The organism is Citrobacter sp. MGH104 (assembly GCF_001034485.1).
GTDB classification, from domain to species: Bacteria; Pseudomonadota; Gammaproteobacteria; order Enterobacterales; family Enterobacteriaceae; genus Citrobacter; species Citrobacter freundii.
On sequence record NZ_KQ089818.1, the window covers coordinates 2,845,399 to 2,862,550 of the forward strand.

Consider the following 17,152-nt stretch of genomic DNA (forward strand, 5'->3'; position numbering starts at 1 on the left):
TACTGTTTGGGCAACGTTTTACTGTTGTTACTCAGCCAGCTCAATCACATCTCCCGTTGCCGGTGCGTCAGTTCCCGGTAGCCACAATCGACCCCATGAACCAGTGCAATGACAGCCGAGTAGTTTTTCGGGTTGCTGTTGCTTAATAAATTGTCGGGTCCGCCATAGCTTAGCGGGGGAGGCAGCACGTAAATGAAACCCACCGACCAGGGCATAAATTTGGTTAACCCCTGTGATTTTCTGGCAATGGCGTACGATGTTCTCTATTCCCCGATGCCCGCAACCAGTAATGATGACTAACCCGCGTTCAGATTTATAGATCAACACGCCTTCGTCACTGATGTAATCTGGTTGGAGTGTTTTCTCGCTAATCACACCATAGGATTGTGGCGTGGGAACGCTAATTTCCCCGGACCACAAAAAGCGATCGCTGATAGCCAGCGGCTCGCGGGTGTATTCCATGATGAATCGAGAGTAGTTGTTATCATGCGAGAGTTTTTTAATTTTTCGTGGTGTTCCCGCAACCGTAACTGAGGCGTATCGTTCACAGGCTATTTGGGGATGACAAATGATACGGCTGTTATCCGCAAGCCACGGCACGCCGCCGCAGTGATCGTAATGGCCGTGCGACAGCACCACGGCGGTTAAGTGCGTCAGGTCCACGCCCATTTGTGCAGCGTTATGCATGAAGCTGCCATCCGGCCCGGTATCAAACAATATTGTGGTCGTTTCATCCTGAACTAACAGACTTAATCCAGGCTTTGCCAGTAATGTTTTTCCAGCGCCAGCAGCACGTCGGTTTTCAAGCAGCACCGTGAGGGTCAAAGCCATGTCTGACTCCAGTATTAAAACGGCATACTGTAATGCATGGCTTTTGAGGGTGCTGTGATCGCAGCGCTCTTTAGCGGTATCTGTTATTCACGCACAATTTTGCCAGCGTTTCCTGCATCGCTGTCATTCCAGCTACCGCGACCATTTGTTTTAATGGTGTAAGTGGCATAACCGACGCGGAAGGTCATCGTATCCTTATAGGTATTTACGTCACGCACTTCCTTACCGTTGACGTAAACGCCGGAATCTTCGACGTGAATATCAACGCTGCGTTGACCATTGGCAAATTTGGCCACGTAATTTCCGCTGAATTTGCCATCAATACCCGCATTATCGTGGTTATCCCGGCCTGTGGTATTTTGCTGCTCTTCACCATGGCGATGATGACGATTCTGCTGGCTGTTATCGTTCTCGATAAAGCCATGATCGTGGTTCCACTGATAGGATTTGTTCACATCACAACCATTGAGTTCGCTCATTTGCGTACAACCTGAACGTTCATATTTTTTCTGCATTGCCGGGGTAATTGCATATGCTGTTGTGGCCGTTGTCAGACCAAGGACCAGGAGGGTCAGCAGACGTTTATTCATTTTTCACTCACTATCATCATTAAGTTTATTTATAGGAACACGAACTTTTTGGCTGTCATTTTTACGACGATGACAGTCTCCCATTAAATATTAACGACGCATACCAGGGGTAATCCTAATTTATAATTAGGGTGAGGTGATAAATGTTGTGATACGCAATATAATAAGTAGTTGATTTACGATTTTTATACAATCTGAATAAAGAGTTAAAAGGTTTTTACTTTTTAATGGAAGATTTAATGAATTATTAATGTTGACATTAACGATGAACAAGGATGCAGGCTTGTATATAAACAGGCCTGCACGGGGAGAGTAGTCCACAATATTAAAACTTAGCGTATTTATGGATATTGTCGTCAATACAGCTCGTCTTTACCCTTGAGTGGAGATCTGTGCGCGGTGCTGCTCGGCCTGTATCTCATGAGCAAATGAATGGCCGTTATTTACTGATTGGTGAACAACCATTGCTTTTTCATGTTCATTCATTTGTGAAAATGATTGCGCATTGGTTGGTGTTGACGATGAATTATTTGCCTGCGAGGCGTGTGTCTGCGCCATTTGTTGATGTGCAGAGGCATCACTGTTATTCATCATTTCATGAGCCATTGCGGCCTGTTGATGCATTTTAGGTGTTTCTGCCGCATTAACGCCAACTGAAATAAAAAACGCGATAGCTAAAAAAGAGGACATCTTATTCATCATATTTCTCCTGTTTGGGTTTACGGAAGAAAGTATAATTAATGGGGACTGTCAGTGGCGTGACAGGATTATGACGGTTGTGTCAGAGAATAGGTGATGACAGGTATAAGCGTCATCACCATAAATTACATCGCGTGCTTGGGAAGCGTCAGAATAAAGCGAGTGACATAAGGATCGGAAGTTACCGAGACTTTTCCGTGATGGGCAATCACAATCGATTTCACAATCGCCAGACCAATACCGCTGCCTTCGCCTTTACGCTGCCGTGAAGGGTCCACGCGATAAAAGCGGTCAAAGAGTCGCGGAAGATGTTGCGGGGGAATGGGGGGGCCGGGATTCTCAACGACTATCTGGACCAGACCATCCGCCTCTTTCACCCGCACGGTTACCGACTCACCTTTTGGCGTATAGCGCATGGCATTTGACAGCAGGTTACTCATTGCCCGGCGTAACATTAATGGGTCGCCTGAAACCCAGCATGCGCGTCCTTCAAACTGTAAACCAACCTCACGCTCCTCTGCCCAGGCTTCGAAAAAGTCGAACACTTTACCGACCTCATCAGCCAGATTGAGCGCTTTTTTTTCTGGGATCAGCTGATTGTTATCTGCCTGCGCCAGAAACAGCATATCACTCACCATTTTCGACATACGGCCAAACTCTTCGAGATTGGAATACAGCACATCTTCCAGTTCTTTTTGGGTGCGGGTCTGGCTGAGCGCAATTTCCGTTTGGGTGACGAGGTTAGTTATTGGCGTGCGGATCTCATGGGCAATATCCGCCGAGAAGTTCGACTGACGTTTAAATACGTCCTCGATGCGTTCGAGCATGTGATTAAACGAACTAACCAGTTGTTCCAGTTCAATAGGCACAGCCTGCGGATCGAGACGGACATCGAGATCTTTCGAGGTGATATTTTGGATGCGACGACTAACATTACGGATCGGTTCATGGCCTTTGTATACGGCGAACAGCACGATAAAAACAATCATGATGCTAATCAGCGAAGCCGTCATAATTAACTTGTTTTTCAGATCGTTAATATAGTGCAGGTGAAAATCGATCGATAACGCCAGATACAGCGTATACGCTGGTTTTCCATCGGCAAGCTTTCCTACTGGCAGACGAATCATTCGCCAGTTAGACGATGTTTTCTGTCCGTGGATATGTCTGGAGGTTTGCAGTGTAGGACCTGAGATAATAAAAACGTCGCTGGCATGAGCATTTTTATCCGGCCTTGCGCTGGCGATAAATTGCCGAAGATCCGGCGCATTGGGCGAATGAAAAATGGCCTTCTGGTTGCTATCTACCAGAGAAATAATGACGTTCGAGTAACCCGCCACCACATTTTTTAGCGTTTCCAGTCGGCGTGATTCTGGCTCGTTAGGTTGGTTAATAATCCGCTCCAGCGTGGTGCTAATCTCTTGTAAATCATTGATGTCCTGCTCGGCGAAGTGGACTTTCACGGAGTGGATCATTATCCATGCAAAGGCGAAAAATGAAGCAATTGTCGCCAGACTGATAAAAAAGGTTAGTCGTGTCGCCAGTGAAAAAGGGCGCCGCCATCGTTTACTGGCCATCAGGAACCTCAAGCATATATCCCACGCCGCGCACGGTCTGAATCAGTTTCGGCTCATAATCGTTATCAATTTTGGCGCGCAGACGCTTAACGGCGACGTCGATGGCATTAGTATCGCTGTCAAAATTCATATCCCAGACCTGGGAGGCGATCAGCGAGCGGGGTAAAACTTCCCCCTGATGGCGCAGGAAAAACTCAAGCAGCGTAAACTCTTTGCTGGTCAGAGTGATGCGCGTACCGCTGCGGGTAACTTTTCTGCTGACCAGATCGACCATTAAATCCGCGACCTGAAACTGGCTTTCGACAATCACCGCCGCGCCTCGACGCAACAGCGTTCTGACCCGTGCCAGCAGTTCGGCGAAGGCAAACGGTTTAACCAGGTAATCATCAGCACCCAATTCCAGACCTTTAACTCGATGTTCAATGGTACCCAGTGCGGTGAGGAGAAGAATGGGCATTCCTTTGTTGGCGGAACGCAGCATCCGCACTATATCCCAGCCGTTTACATCCGGCAGCATGATGTCGAGTATGAGCAGGTCGTAATCGCCGGTCATCGCCAGGTGATACCCGTTCAGGCCGTTATCCGCTAAATCCACGACAAAACCCGCTTCCGTCAGGCCTTTTGTCAGATATTCACCGGTTTTTTTCTCATCTTCGACTATCAAAACCTTCATCGCATTCTCCTTCACGCACGGGTTGTGCGGACTTTCAATTCTAGGGAAGCGGGATCGGATAGCAATCGGTTATTGGGAAAATGACAGTTTTGTCATTTTCCTGTCACCGGTTAAACAGAGTCACTTGGTTAAAGTACAGCACTATAAATTCCTACACATTTTAGGGACATCAGTCCGGTCAGGACGAGAAGAACTATGAGCAAATTTAAGCTTCTTACTCTCAGCGCTATATTCGTGCTCGCCGGTTGTTCATTGGCGCCGGACTATCAGCGCCCGGCTTTGCCGGTGCCGCAGCAATTTTCTTTAAAACAGAATGCCCTGGTACCGGCTCCAGGTGAATATCAGGACACGGGCTGGCGGAGCTTCTTCGTTGACTCCCAGGTAAAGGCGCTGATTGGCGAGGCATTGGTTAATAACCGCGATTTACGTATGGCTGTGCTAAAAGTTCAGGAAGCGAGAGCGCAATATGGCGTCACGGACGCCGACCGCTACCCGCAACTCACGGCAGGCTCCAGTGGTACTTACAGCGGTAAATTAAAAGGTGATAGCAGCACCGATCGTGAATTCGAAGCTGGACTCAATCTTAGTTTCGACCTGGATTTCTTTGGGCGGCTAAAAAATATGAGTGAAGCTGAGCGACAGAATTTCTTTGCCAGCGAAGAAGCGCGTCGGGCGGTGCACATCTCATTAATCTCCAACGTGTCGCAAAGTTATTTTAATCAGCGTCTGGCTTACGCGCAGTTGCAAGTTGCTGAAGAAACGCTGCAAAACTACCAGCGCTCTTACGCTTTTGTAGAGAAGCAACTGGTAACCGGTAGCACCAACGTACTGGCGTTGGAACAAGCGCGCGGTGTGATCGAAAGTACGCGTAGCGAAATTGCCAAGCGTAAAGGTGATCTGGCGCAGGCCAATAACGCGCTGCAGTTGTTGCTGGGTACATACGGGAAATTACCCGATGACCACGCGCGCAGCCGTGGGGATATTAAACCGGTAACGCTGCCGCCATCGCTCTCGTCGCAAATACTGTTGCAGCGCCCGGATATTATGGAAGCTGAGCACGGATTATTGGCGGCAAATGCCAATATCGGTGCTGCGCGGGCGGCATTTTTTCCATCTATAACGTTAACCAGTTCCGTGTCCAGTAGCAGCAGCGATCTTTCCAGTTTATTTAATGCCGCCAGCGGCATGTGGAATTTTGTCCCCAAAATAGATATTCCAATATTTAACGCCGGACGTAATCAGTCCAATCTCGACCTGGCAGAAATTCGCCAGCAACAGTCGGTAGTGAATTACGAACAAAAAATTCAGAACGCGTTTAAAGAAGTGGCGGATGCACTGGTGTTGCGCCAAAGCATTGCCGATCAAATTAGCGGGCAGCAGCGTTATCTGGATTCATTGCAAATCACACTACAACGCGCCAGAGCGCTTTATCAGAATGGTGCAGTTAGCTATATCGAAGTATTAGACGCAGAACGTTCTTTATTCGCTACGCGGCAATCGCTGCTCGATCTTAATTACGCCCAACAGGTTAATGAAATTAAGCTGTTTGCTGCCTTAGGCGGCGGTTGGGTGGAGTAATCCTTAATATTAACCTTTCAGGAGCATCAATTATGAATACGACCGCCAAAGCTGTGCTGTTTAGTCTTTTCTCTATGATCATGTTTAACGCTCAGGCCAATGAGCATCAGCATAGTGAGATGATGAATATGCAGCCAGCGGCTCAACAGGAACAACTCATTAGCGCTACCGGGGTGATTGAAGCTGTTGATATGGAAAGTAAAAAGATTACGATCAAGCATGATCCTATTCCTGCGGTGAACTGGCCAGCCATGACTATGCGTTTTACACTGGTTGCCGATACGAAGGCTGATGATATTACGCCAGGCGATAAGGTCGCGTTTACGTTTGTTCAGCAGGGAAATCTCTCTGTGTTACGCGATATTCACATTAGTAAATAACGTTCTCGTTGGTCTCTTTTATTCTTGCCCGGGTTTTTGCGAACGCGGGTGAGACTATCGCGCAATGGAAATCACTATGGCGTCTTTAAATATTAAAAATACCGCGCTCATTCTCGCTGGCATGATTGCCGGTGGGGTTATTTCTGTCGGTATTTATACTTATTATTCATCCGCAAAAGCAACGGCTGAAACCGGTCAGGCTTCGCCAAAAGAAGCCAGAAAAGTGTTGTTCTGGTACGACCCCATGTACCCAAACACGCGTTTTGATAAACCGGGTAAATCGCCATTTATGGATATGGATCTGATCCCGAAATATGCCGATGAAGAGACCGCGAACGCGTCATCACCAGGCGTGCGCATCGATCCTACACAAACCCAGAACCTGGGGCTGAAAACAGAGCCAGTGCGTCGTGGACCACTGCACTACGCGCAAACTTTCCCGGCCAACGTTAGTTATAACGAATACCAGTTTGTTATTGTCCAGGCACGCTCAGCGGGCTTTATCGAGAAGGTTTACCCACTGACCGTGGGGGACAAAATTAAGCAAGGCGCGCCGCTGATCGACCTGACTATCCCCGATTGGGTTGAGGCGCAGAGCGAATATTTATTGCTGCGAGAAACTGGCGGCAGCGCGACGCAGGTGGAAGGAATTCTGGAGAGATTACGTCTGGCTGGAATGCCTGAAGCGGATATTCAGCGTTTAAAATCGACGCGTAAAATTCAGACCCGCTTTACCCTGAAAGCGCCTATTGATGGGGTGATCACCGCATTCGATTTACGTACTGGTATGAACATTTCCAAAGACAATGTGGTCGCGAAAATTCAGGGTATGGACCCGGTATGGGTCAGCGCGTCGGTCCCGGAATCTATCGCCTGGCTGATTAAAGACGCCTCGCAATTTACCATCACCGTGCCCGCCTGGCCGGATAAGCCTTTCACCATCAGCAAGTGGAGTATCTTACCCAGCGTTGATGCTACCACGCGTACGCTCCAGCTCCGTTTACAGGTCGATAATCCTGACGAGGCGCTCAAGCCCGGGATGAATGCTTACCTGCAACTGAAAACACAAAGCGAGCCAATGCTGCTGATCCCGTCTAAAGCGCTAATTGATACGGGTACCGAGCAGCGGGTAATCACCGTTGATAACGAAGGTCGATTTGTGCCGAAACAGGTTGCGGTATTCCATGAATCTCAAGGACTGACGGCTATCCGCTCCGGCCTGACCGAAGGCGAAAAAGTGGTTTCCAGCGGTCTGTTCCTGATTGATTCCGAAGCGAATATCTCTGGCGCACTGGACCGTATGCGCGCCCAGAACAGTAAGACGCAAGACGCAGCCGCCATGCCAGCCCAGGCGACCCATTCACACTGAGGATATGATAAATGATTGAATGGATTATCCGCCGCTCGGTGGCAAACCGTTTTCTGGTGATGATGGGGGCGCTGTTTCTCAGTATTTGGGGAACCTGGACCATCATCAATACCCCGGTTGATGCGCTGCCCGATCTCTCTGATGTTCAGGTGATCGTCAAAACCAGCTATCCGGGTCAGGCGCCGCAAATTGTTGAAAATCAGGTGACCTATCCGCTGACCACCACCATGCTGTCGGTACCGGGCGCGAAAACTGTGCGTGGTTTCTCGCAGTTTGGCGATTCCTACGTGTACGTCATTTTCGAAGATGGTACCGATCCTTACTGGGCGCGCTCGCGCGTACTGGAGTACCTCAACCAGGTTCAGGGAAAATTGCCGGCTGGCGTTAGCGCGGAAATGGGACCGGACGCCACGGGTGTCGGCTGGATATTTGAGTACGCGTTGGTGGATCGCAGCGGGAAACACGATCTGGCGGAATTACGTTCTCTTCAGGACTGGTTTTTAAAGTATGAGTTAAAAACGATTCCCAACGTAGCGGAAGTCGCCTCGGTAGGCGGCGTGGTTAAACAGTATCAGGTCGTTATCGATCCGATGAAGCTGACGCAATATGGCATCAGTTTGGCGGACGTGAAATCGGCGCTGGATACGTCGAATCAGGAAGCGGGCGGCTCATCTGTTGAGATGGCTGAAGCGGAATATATGGTCCGCGCCAGTGGATATCTGCAAACGCTCGATGATTTCAATAATATAGTCCTGAAAACAGGGGCCGACGGTGTACCTGTTTACCTGCGCGATGTGGCGCGCGTACAGATTGGGCCGGAAATGCGCCGTGGGATCGCCGAACTGAATGGCGAAGGCGAAGTGGCGGGCGGGGTGGTTATTCTGCGGTCCGGTAAAAATGCGCGTGAGGTGATCTCCGCGGTTAAAGCCAAGCTTGATACGCTGAAAAGTAGCCTGCCGGAAGGCGTAGAAATAGTTACAACATACGATCGCAGTCAGCTCATTGACCGCGCCATTGATAACCTGAGCTACAAGCTGCTGGAAGAGTTTATCGTTGTTGCGCTGGTGTGTGCATTGTTCCTGTGGCATCTGCGTTCTGCGCTGGTGGCGATTATTTCCCTGCCGCTGGGGCTGTGTATCGCGTTCATCGTGATGCATTTCCAGGGGCTGAACGCCAATATCATGTCGCTGGGGGGCATTGCCATTGCCGTCGGGGCGATGGTCGATGCCGCCATCGTGATGATTGAAAACGCCCATAAGCGGCTGGAAGAGTGGGGGCATCAGCATCCGCATGAAAAGCTGGATAACGCAACGCGCTGGAAGGTCATTACTGACGCCTCGGTAGAAGTCGGCCCGGCATTGTTCATCAGCCTGCTGATTATCACATTGTCGTTTATCCCTATTTTCACGCTTGAGGGGCAAGAGGGGCGACTGTTCGGGCCGCTGGCGTTCACCAAAACGTATGCCATGGCAGGTGCGGCGTTTCTGGCCATCGTGGTTATTCCAATCCTGATGGGATTCTGGATCCGCGGAAAAATACCTGCAGAAAGCAGCAACCCGCTTAACCGTTTCCTGATCCGTATTTACCATCCGCTATTGCTGAAGGTATTGCACTGGCCCAAGACCACCATTCTGGTGGCGGTGCTTTCAATACTGACGATTATCTACCCGCTGAATAAAGTCGGTGGTGAATTCCTACCGCAGATTAACGAAGGTGACCTGCTGTATATGCCTTCGACATTGCCGGGGATCTCAGCGGCACAGGCAGCGGACATGCTGCAAAAAACCGACAAGCTGATCATGACCGTTCCGGAAGTGGCGCGCGTGTTTGGTAAAACCGGTAAGGCAGAAACCGCAACAGACTCTGCACCGCTGGAAATGGTTGAAACGACGATCCAACTGAAGCCGCAGGACCAGTGGCGTCCGGGGATGACGATGGACAAAATCATTGCCGAGCTCGATAAAACCGTACGCTTGCCGGGACTGGCGAATCTGTGGGTTCCGCCGATTCGTAACCGTATCGACATGCTCTCTACGGGGATCAAAAGCCCAATTGGCATTAAGGTGTCAGGTAACGTTCTGGCAGATATCGACGCCACGGCGGAGCAAATTGAAGAGGTGGCCAGAACCGTGCCGGGCGTCTCTTCGGCGCTGGCTGAGCGCCTGGTCGGGGGGCGCTATATCAATGTGGATATTAATCGGGAGAAAGCGGCCCGGTACGGAATGACCGTCGGCGCGGTGCAACTGTTTGTCACCTCTGCGGTCGGAGGCGCAATGGTCGGCGAAACGGTGGAAGGGATTGCACGTTATCCGATTAACCTTCGCTATGCGCAGAGCTATCGTGATAGCCCGGAAGCGCTGCGTAATCTGCCCATTCTGACGCCCATGAAACAGCAAATCACGCTGGCGGATGTCGCCGACGTGACGGTGGTTTCGGGGCCTTCGATGCTGAAAACCGAAGATGCGCGACCAACCAGCTGGATTTACATCGACGCCCGCGATCGTGACATGGTCTCAGTGGTGAACGATCTGAAAAAAGCGATCGCTGAAAACGTACAGTTAAAGCCGGGGACCAGCGTGGCGTTTTCCGGGCAGTTCGAGCTGCTTGAGCGCGCCAGTCATAAGCTCAAACTGATGGTGCCGATGACGCTGATGATAATCTTCGTTCTGCTTTATCTGGCCTTCCGTCGCTTTGGTGAAGCGCTGCTGATTATCACCAGTGTGCCTTTTGCGCTGGTGGGCGGCATCTGGTTCCTTTACTGGATGGGGTTCCATATGTCGGTTGCAACTGGAACCGGATTTATCGCCCTGGCAGGTGTTGCTGCGGAGTTTGGCGTGGTGATGCTGATGTACTTGCGCCACGCTATTGAAGCCGAACCTGCGTTGGAAAATCCGCAAACCTTTACGGCGGATAAGCTGGATGAAGCGTTATATCACGGTGCTGTGCTGCGCGTGCGCCCGAAAGCGATGACCGTGGCGGTGATTATTGCAGGTCTGTTACCTATATTGTGGGGGACGGGAGCTGGCTCAGAAGTCATGAGCCGCATAGCCGCGCCGATGATTGGCGGCATGATCACCGCACCATTGCTCTCTCTGTTCATTATTCCGGCCGCTTATAAGCTGATGTGGCTGCACAGGCATCGCCACCAAAAGTAATGCCCTGAAGCGCTCGTCTGCCTCGGTTTTACTGCCGAAGCAGGCGTTGCGTTATACCGCCAACGCTTTCACGCGTTTGCGGTACTCGCCCGGCGTGCAGCCAAATTCTCGTAAAAAGACTTTATGAAACGACGATTCGCTGGCGTAACCCACCGACTCGGCAATAACGATTAACGGCTGTGTACCGCGCGATAGCATCTGGGCTGCGAACTGCAGGCGCAGCGCGGTTAACACCGCCAGCGGCGTGGAGTTTGATACTTCACGGAATAGCTGTGCGAAACTGGCCCGCGACATATGTGCTCGTTTTGCCAGTTCTTCGACGGTCCAGGCAAAAGCCGGTGACTCCAGCATCATGAATACAACGGATCCAAGCCTGGGGTGCAGCAGTAAATTCAGCACATTTTTAGCGGGTGTCGACTGGGCGAGCCACTCGCGAACGGTTAACGCGAACAGCGTAGCGCATTGCTGGCTGCAAACGATACTGGAGCCAGGCAGGTCGTTGATGTATTCCTCCTGCATTAGCGCAATCATGGCCTTCAGCCAATGGCTGACGGGGCTGTTCTCCTCAGGCGCCAGTAATAATACTTCCGGAAGCGCGGTTAAAAAATAGCGTGAAGATGCCTGTAATCGCAGGCTCCCGCAGACAATATGCGTTTGTTCTTCCCCTGTCTGGCACAGACGATGCGCGGAGTTTTGCGGCAGAATGACTATTGTTCCAGGGCGTAATGTGGAAGATGTTCCGTCAGGCATATCCAGTTGAGCGAATCCCTGGGTTACCGTATGCCAGCGAATAACGGACAGTTCACCCGCCGCATGCGGCAGTTGCCAGTCCCTGCTCAACAGGCAGTTTTGATCAATCGAGCCCTGCGGGTCGTTAAGCATAAGTAATCGGCTAAGTGCGTCCATGAAGACTCCTGGGCAGTTTTTGCTAATGCTAATTGAGATGATAACAATGCTATTACACATAATTTTATTAATAATTTTATGGTATTAGTTTAATTGCTCAATAAGTTTAGTGGAAGGGAAAGAGCGGTTTTTTAGACGATTTGACAGTAATTGGCGCGTTATGGATACATTGTTCGTGCATCGCTAAACCTATAATTCAGTTCAACAAACGAACAGTGACATGGCGGAGAGACAGCATGAATCAGTATCAGGCGATTGTTATCGGATTTGGTAAAGCGGGTAAAACGCTGGCGGCAACACTGGCCAAAACGGGTTGGCGGGTAGCGATTATTGAACAGTCAAACACCATGTATGGTGGGACATGCATCAATATCGGCTGCATTCCAACCAAAACCCTGGTACACGATGCTGAACTTCAGCATGACTTTGCCGCAGCGATGCAGCGCAAGACCTCCGTTGTTAGTTTTCTGCGCGATAAAAACTTCCATAATCTTGCCGATCTGGAGAACGTGGATGTGATTGAAGGTCGTGCTGAATTCATTGATAACCATACAGTGCGGGTCGTGCAGCCAACAGGTGAGGTTGAACTGAGCGGCGAGAAAATCTTTATTAATACTGGCGCCCAGTCAACGATTCCGAACGTTGAGGGATTAACCACGACGCCTGGCGTATTTGACAGCACCGGGTTGTTGAATTTGACGCAACGTCCCGAGCGTCTGGGCATTTTGGGCGGTGGGTATATCGGCGTTGAATTCGCATCGATGTTTGCCAACTTTGGTAGCAAAGTCACTATTTATGAAGCAGCTCCGCAGTTTTTGCCTCGTGAAGACCGGGATATTGCTGACACTATCGCCAACATTTTACGCGACCAAGGCGTTGAGCTGATCCTCAATGCCAACGTGCAGTCGGTCTCCTCTCACGATAGTGCAGTACAGCTGCACATGCCGGAAGGTACCCAGACGGTGGATGTGCTGCTGGTGGCATCGGGTCGCAAACCGGCGACTGAAAATCTGCAGTTGCAGAATGCGGGTGTAGATGTAAATGACCGTGGTGCCGTTATTGTAAATAAATATCTACGTACCTCGGCAGATAACATTTGGGCAATGGGCGATGTCACTGGTGGATTACAATTTACCTATATCTCGCTGGATGACTTCCGTATTGTGCGCGACAACCTGCTAGGCGAGGGGGTGCGTAACACGGGCGATCGTCAAAATGTACCATATTCCGTCTTTATGACGCCGCCGCTTTCCCGCGTCGGAATGACTGAAGAACTGGCTCGAGCCAGCGGTGCGGCGGTGCAGGTCGTAACGTTGCCGATAGCGGCTATCCCGCGTGCGCGGGTGATGAATGATACCCGTGGCGTACTTAAAGCGGTGGTAGATAGCGAAACGAAACAAATATTAGGTGTGTCGCTGCTGTGTGTGGATTCTCATGAAATGATTAATATCATCAAGACTGTTATGGATGCGGGGTTACCTTATACCACATTGCGTGACCAAATATTTACCCATCCAAGCATGAGCGAATCACTAAACGATCTCTTTTCTCTCATTAAATAATAATAGCGTAGTCTACATATTTGCCCCACTCGTGTGGGGCTTTTTTTATATTTCCTGATACTAATTGACAGTTATTTTGGCGTTACGGATGAAATAAAATAAAGTGACATGTTTTATTATATTTCCACTGAAATAACTTGTTAATGGGAATAGAAATGAACATGTTTAAAACTACGTTACTAATGACTGCATTACTGACTGCTCCGGTGACATTTTCCGTGTTAGCGCAAACCGAGGTTGCCCACGTTAGCGTATCAGCCGTGTCTGGCACTCCTTCCGTGGTGGAAGATGCCATTGCGAAACTGGCACAGGAAAAGAAAGCGACTTCCTGGAAAATTACCTCAATGCGCATTGATAGCAGCACTCACGCAACGGCAATTTTGTACAAGTGAGGAGAGCCGGAATGGAAAAATATCTTCGTATATTGGGCAAAGGTGATAGGGTTGGATTAACCTTGATTCGCCTGAGTATCGCGATTGTTTTTATCTGGATTGGGTTATTAAAATTTGTACCTTACGAAGCCGACAGCATTACGCCGTTTGTCGCCAATAGTCCGGTAATGTCATTTTTTTATGAGCATCCAGAAGAATACAAACAACATTTAACCCACGAAGGTGAATTCAAACCGCAGGCTCGTGAATGGCAGACGGCGAATAACACGTATACGTTCTCAAATGGCTTGGGCGTAGTCGAAGTTTTTATCGCTTTGCTGGTGCTGGCTAATCCTGTTAGCCGTTGGCTGGGATTAATTGGCGGCGTTCTGGCATTTGCCACACCAATTGTAACTTTATCATTTTTAATAACCACACCAGAAGCATGGGTGATGCCGCTGGGTGATTTACACCACGGATTTCCGTACTTGTCAGGCGCTGGACGGTTGGTGTTAAAAGATACGTTAATGTTGGCGGGAGCGGTGATGATCATCGCGGATTCTTCCCGATCAATTATTAAGCCAAAGTATTGAATTTTTAACGTTGTACCCTCTGCAAGACAGTAAGCCACTATAGTTCGATTCGGTAATTACCGGGCCAGCAGGACGCTGGCCTTTTTTCTGCCCTAAGGGAAATTTATGTTATACATGAAATACAATGATTCGCTTTGCCACAATAACCAGTCGGACTTATATTACTGATTAATAATATAGTGACGTAAGCATCTTCTTTCTTCTTTCTTCTTTCTTCTTTCTTCTTTCGATAGCGCACCAGTTCGCATATTGCGTAGTTCCTCCATCAAAATCCATTCATTTTTCTCTGTTTTTTTCTGTGCAATTCTTGCTATTTGTTATCTCAAAATGACACTTTAAAAAAGATTGTTATTCACTTTTGTTATAATTAAACAACACGTTCGCATGGTTTTAGGCATGACTTCAGCTAGAATTAACTTTGATTAAATGTTTTTACGTATCAATAAATGGCTAAAGATAGTTAAAAACTTAATTTTTAATCAACTGTTCGACATGGAATCCACTATGGTAATTAAGCACCAGGGGTGGATGCTGATCTCGCGTTTTGTGAGTAACCAAACGCGGGACATATCTTAAATATGGAAATAAGGGTTTTAGAATGAGCTTTGGATTAGCAAAGGAAGATAAGTTTGAAATCATAGCTACCCTTCGTGAAGAGCTGCACAAGAAAACGAAACTGGAAGTGTTATGTGAAAACAGTAGCGTTATCACGCAGTTAGAGAAGGTTGATTTCGAGCGGTTTGTTATCTCCTGGCACGAAGACATTGTTCCTGAAAAGGTCCAATACTTTATCCTGCACAGCGAAAGCGGGATTGTGAAATTTAGTGCCAGATTCGAGCAAACCCCATCAGCAGGTGCAGAAGTAGGATTATCCTACCTCATACCGGATTTGATTTTCTTTGCCCAGCAGAGACAAAATCAGCGTTTTTCCTTCATGAAGGGGTATGACTTTTTCTGTTTTGGTCGTTACAAAAATGGAGAAAACTACTCTTTCAAGATCAAAAATATCTCGCAGGGTGGTTGTGCGTTAATCGTTAAAGATGTAAACGCCCGTTTTCTTTATAAAGATGCGGTGATTAAAAATGCATCTCTGGATTTCGATACATTTGGCAGTTTACAACTGGACTTAAAAGTGATCGATGTCGTCCTGATCAATGAATTTGATGAGGATAACCAGTTGTATTCCTGTCATCAGATCTCGTGTGAATTTGATTTTAAAAATCGTCGTGAAGAGACTGAAGTCGAGAAAATTATTATTAAATTTTTAATGAGTAACAAGATTAGAAGCTTATAAGGAACGGTGAACAGGATGTTGATGTGTGGCAGTGATAATTTTGTGGGCAATGGTATGTTTGCCTACCTCACCAGCAAACATGTACCGATACAAACATTCCAGTTTGAGGATATGTTGCATCAGTCATCATTATGCCAGCATCAAACCATGGTTTTTAATATCATCGATAATGAACATGCGTGTTCGGACATTGTTCAGTTTTTGAATAAAAACCGATTCAAATTTTATAATAACGTCGTGGTGATTGTTGCTGATAGTTTGGTGGCGAAATTATGCGTAGAGTTATTATATGTCGAAAAAATAATAGTTTTGACTGAAAAATCTTCATTGCGTGATTTTGGTCAATTGGCGACATTATCAGTCGGGAAATGGAACCCCCGACTGTATCGTTCGCAGAAAAGATTAACCGAAAGAGAGCAGCAGATCCTGAACTTACTGGTAAGTGGTTATACAGCCAAAGAAATTTCTGAGTTAGTTAGCCTGAACTATAAAACGATTCAGGCACATAAGATGAGAGTCGTCGCCAAGCTTGGCCTGACCAATACCTCTGATTTAAATAAGTTAATTGTCAGATTTACCCATCGTATGTCTTTTTTACCCTAACCTGACCATTCTTTTCTGATGTAATACACCTAATAGTAGATACAATTCGGGAGTGATTTTGACTGGTTTTTAATGTTATGATTTGTAGAGGGAGAGGGGAATGTTTAATTCCAATGAGGTGCTAACTGCGCTTGAAAAGGCTTTGAATACCAGTCAACTTTATATGGTTTATCAGCCTATTTTCAATTTACATGCCCAGTGTATAAGCGGATTTGAAGCATTAATGCGTTGGAATAGTCCTCAGATGGGTATGATCTCTCCCGATGTTTTTATTACGTTACTGGAAGATAGCGGCAATATTATTTCAATTGAAGATATGGTTACTCACTCTCCGTGGGATGTTGCAACTTCCTGGCCTGACCCCATTGTATTATCCGTCAATATTTCCGCGCTTGAATTCTGCGATCCTCTGTTACCCCAACGCGTCAGACAAAATCTTGCCACCTCCGGATTGCCGGTCCATCGATGCCAAATAGAGGTCACCGAAACGTCACCGCTGTACGACAGTCAGATTGCGGCTAAAAATATGACGGAATTAAAGGCGATAGGGGTCAAGCTTGCGCTTGATGATTTTGGAACCGGTCATGCTAATCTTAATTACCTGTTGAAATATCCTTTTGATACCTTAAAAATTGATAAGGAATTTGTCACCGCTATTGAGCCCGACACCCGATCGACAAAGATTGTTGAGGGTATTATTTCACTGGCGCATAATTTTGGTATCGAAGTTCTTGCCGAAGGGGTGGAAACCCAGTCCCAACTGGACCGGTTGATGCAGATTGGTTGTGACAAAATTCAAGGCTTTTTCATTTCTCCCCCGGTGCAGGCACAAGAGATCCCTTCACTCTTAGCGCAATATAATCGTTAATCCTTCCGTATTTACGTTTCCCAATCCCTTGATTGTTCCACATTGCTGGTAAGTCTGTAGGCCTGATACGCGTCGCGCATCAGCCACCCCTGTAATACTATAA

16 protein-coding genes are annotated in these 17,152 nt (G+C 48.0%); 10 read left to right on the forward strand and 6 right to left on the reverse strand.

All coding sequences use genetic code 11. The annotated features are described in order from the left end of the window. Window positions 1-27: 27 nt before the first annotated feature. From SK34_RS13310 to cusR, 5 genes are all read right to left on the reverse strand, one after another. Entirely contained in the window at window positions 28-831 is an 804-nt protein-coding gene (locus SK34_RS13310) for an MBL fold metallo-hydrolase (protein WP_016149743.1), read from the reverse strand. Between the two features lie 83 nt (window positions 832-914). Continuing rightward, window positions 915-1,421 carry a hypothetical protein gene (locus SK34_RS13315; protein ID WP_048233223.1) on the reverse strand — a complete coding sequence of 169 codons (507 nt, stop codon included), beginning with the start codon at window positions 1,419-1,421 and terminating at the stop codon, window positions 915-917. 372 nt (window positions 1,422-1,793) lie between these two features. Then, window positions 1,794-2,120 carry a hypothetical protein gene (locus SK34_RS13320; protein WP_048233224.1) on the reverse strand — a complete coding sequence of 109 codons (327 nt, stop codon included), beginning with the start codon at window positions 2,118-2,120 and terminating at the stop codon, window positions 1,794-1,796. A 125-nt stretch (window positions 2,121-2,245) separates the two neighbouring features. Next, window positions 2,246-3,697 (reverse strand): Cu(+)/Ag(+) sensor histidine kinase, encoded by a 1,452-nt coding sequence (locus SK34_RS13325; protein ID WP_048233225.1) that lies wholly within the window; start codon window positions 3,695-3,697, stop codon window positions 2,246-2,248. Beyond that, window positions 3,687-4,370, reverse strand: a complete 684-nt coding sequence (gene cusR, locus SK34_RS13330; RefSeq protein ID WP_003021940.1) for a copper response regulator transcription factor CusR — start codon at window positions 4,368-4,370, stop codon at window positions 3,687-3,689. The genes SK34_RS13325 and cusR overlap by 11 nt, the downstream gene beginning before the upstream one ends. A gap of 195 nt (window positions 4,371-4,565) precedes the next feature. Between cusR and SK34_RS13335 the strand changes: the two genes are divergently transcribed. The 4 genes from SK34_RS13335 to SK34_RS13350 all read left to right on the forward strand — a co-directional run bounded on the left by SK34_RS13335 (window position 4,566) and on the right by SK34_RS13350 (window position 10,852). Beyond that, window positions 4,566-5,948, forward strand: coding sequence for an efflux transporter outer membrane subunit (locus SK34_RS13335; protein ID WP_032936921.1), 1,383 nt, complete (start codon window positions 4,566-4,568; stop codon window positions 5,946-5,948). Window positions 5,949-5,980: 32 nt separating this feature from the next. Further along, window positions 5,981-6,328: a cation efflux system protein CusF gene (gene cusF / locus SK34_RS13340; protein WP_048233226.1), complete on the forward strand. Its 348-nt coding sequence runs from the start codon at window positions 5,981-5,983 to the stop codon at window positions 6,326-6,328. Between the two features lie 76 nt (window positions 6,329-6,404). Continuing rightward, window positions 6,405-7,697 carry an efflux RND transporter periplasmic adaptor subunit gene (locus SK34_RS13345; protein ID WP_003021947.1) on the forward strand — a complete coding sequence of 431 codons (1,293 nt, stop codon included), beginning with the start codon at window positions 6,405-6,407 and terminating at the stop codon, window positions 7,695-7,697. Window positions 7,698-7,708: 11 nt separating this feature from the next. Continuing rightward, entirely contained in the window at window positions 7,709-10,852 is a 3,144-nt protein-coding gene (locus SK34_RS13350; RefSeq protein ID WP_048233227.1) for a CusA/CzcA family heavy metal efflux RND transporter, read from the forward strand. 51 nt (window positions 10,853-10,903) lie between these two features. Here SK34_RS13350 and rclR read toward each other — a convergent pair whose 3' ends face one another. After that, window positions 10,904-11,758, reverse strand: coding sequence for a reactive chlorine-specific transcriptional regulator RclR (rclR, locus tag SK34_RS13355; RefSeq protein ID WP_003847476.1), 855 nt, complete (start codon window positions 11,756-11,758; stop codon window positions 10,904-10,906). Window positions 11,759-11,994: 236 nt separating this feature from the next. Here rclR and rclA point away from each other — a divergent pair, with 236 nt between their 5' ends. From rclA to SK34_RS13385, 6 genes are all read left to right on the forward strand, one after another. Next, window positions 11,995-13,320, forward strand: coding sequence for a reactive chlorine resistance oxidoreductase RclA (gene rclA / locus SK34_RS13360; RefSeq protein WP_048233228.1), 1,326 nt, complete (start codon window positions 11,995-11,997; stop codon window positions 13,318-13,320). A 161-nt stretch (window positions 13,321-13,481) separates the two neighbouring features. Then, window positions 13,482-13,712, forward strand: coding sequence for a reactive chlorine resistance periplasmic protein RclB (gene rclB / locus SK34_RS13365; protein WP_003021959.1), 231 nt, complete (start codon window positions 13,482-13,484; stop codon window positions 13,710-13,712). An 11-nt stretch (window positions 13,713-13,723) separates the two neighbouring features. Beyond that, entirely contained in the window at window positions 13,724-14,284 is a 561-nt protein-coding gene (gene rclC / locus SK34_RS13370; RefSeq protein WP_048233229.1) for a reactive chlorine resistance membrane protein RclC, read from the forward strand. A gap of 598 nt (window positions 14,285-14,882) precedes the next feature. Continuing rightward, complete coding sequence (locus SK34_RS13375; RefSeq protein WP_003021965.1) at window positions 14,883-15,578, forward strand: flagellar brake protein; 696 nt, start codon at window positions 14,883-14,885, stop codon at window positions 15,576-15,578. 21 nt (window positions 15,579-15,599) lie between these two features. After that, a complete protein-coding gene (locus tag SK34_RS13380) occupies window positions 15,600-16,181 on the forward strand; it encodes a helix-turn-helix domain-containing protein (protein ID WP_008319941.1) in 582 nt (193 codons plus the stop codon). A gap of 100 nt (window positions 16,182-16,281) precedes the next feature. Continuing rightward, window positions 16,282-17,049 (forward strand): putative bifunctional diguanylate cyclase/phosphodiesterase, encoded by a 768-nt coding sequence (locus tag SK34_RS13385; RefSeq protein ID WP_032936914.1) that lies wholly within the window; start codon window positions 16,282-16,284, stop codon window positions 17,047-17,049. The last annotated feature ends 103 nt before the right edge of the window (window positions 17,050-17,152 follow it).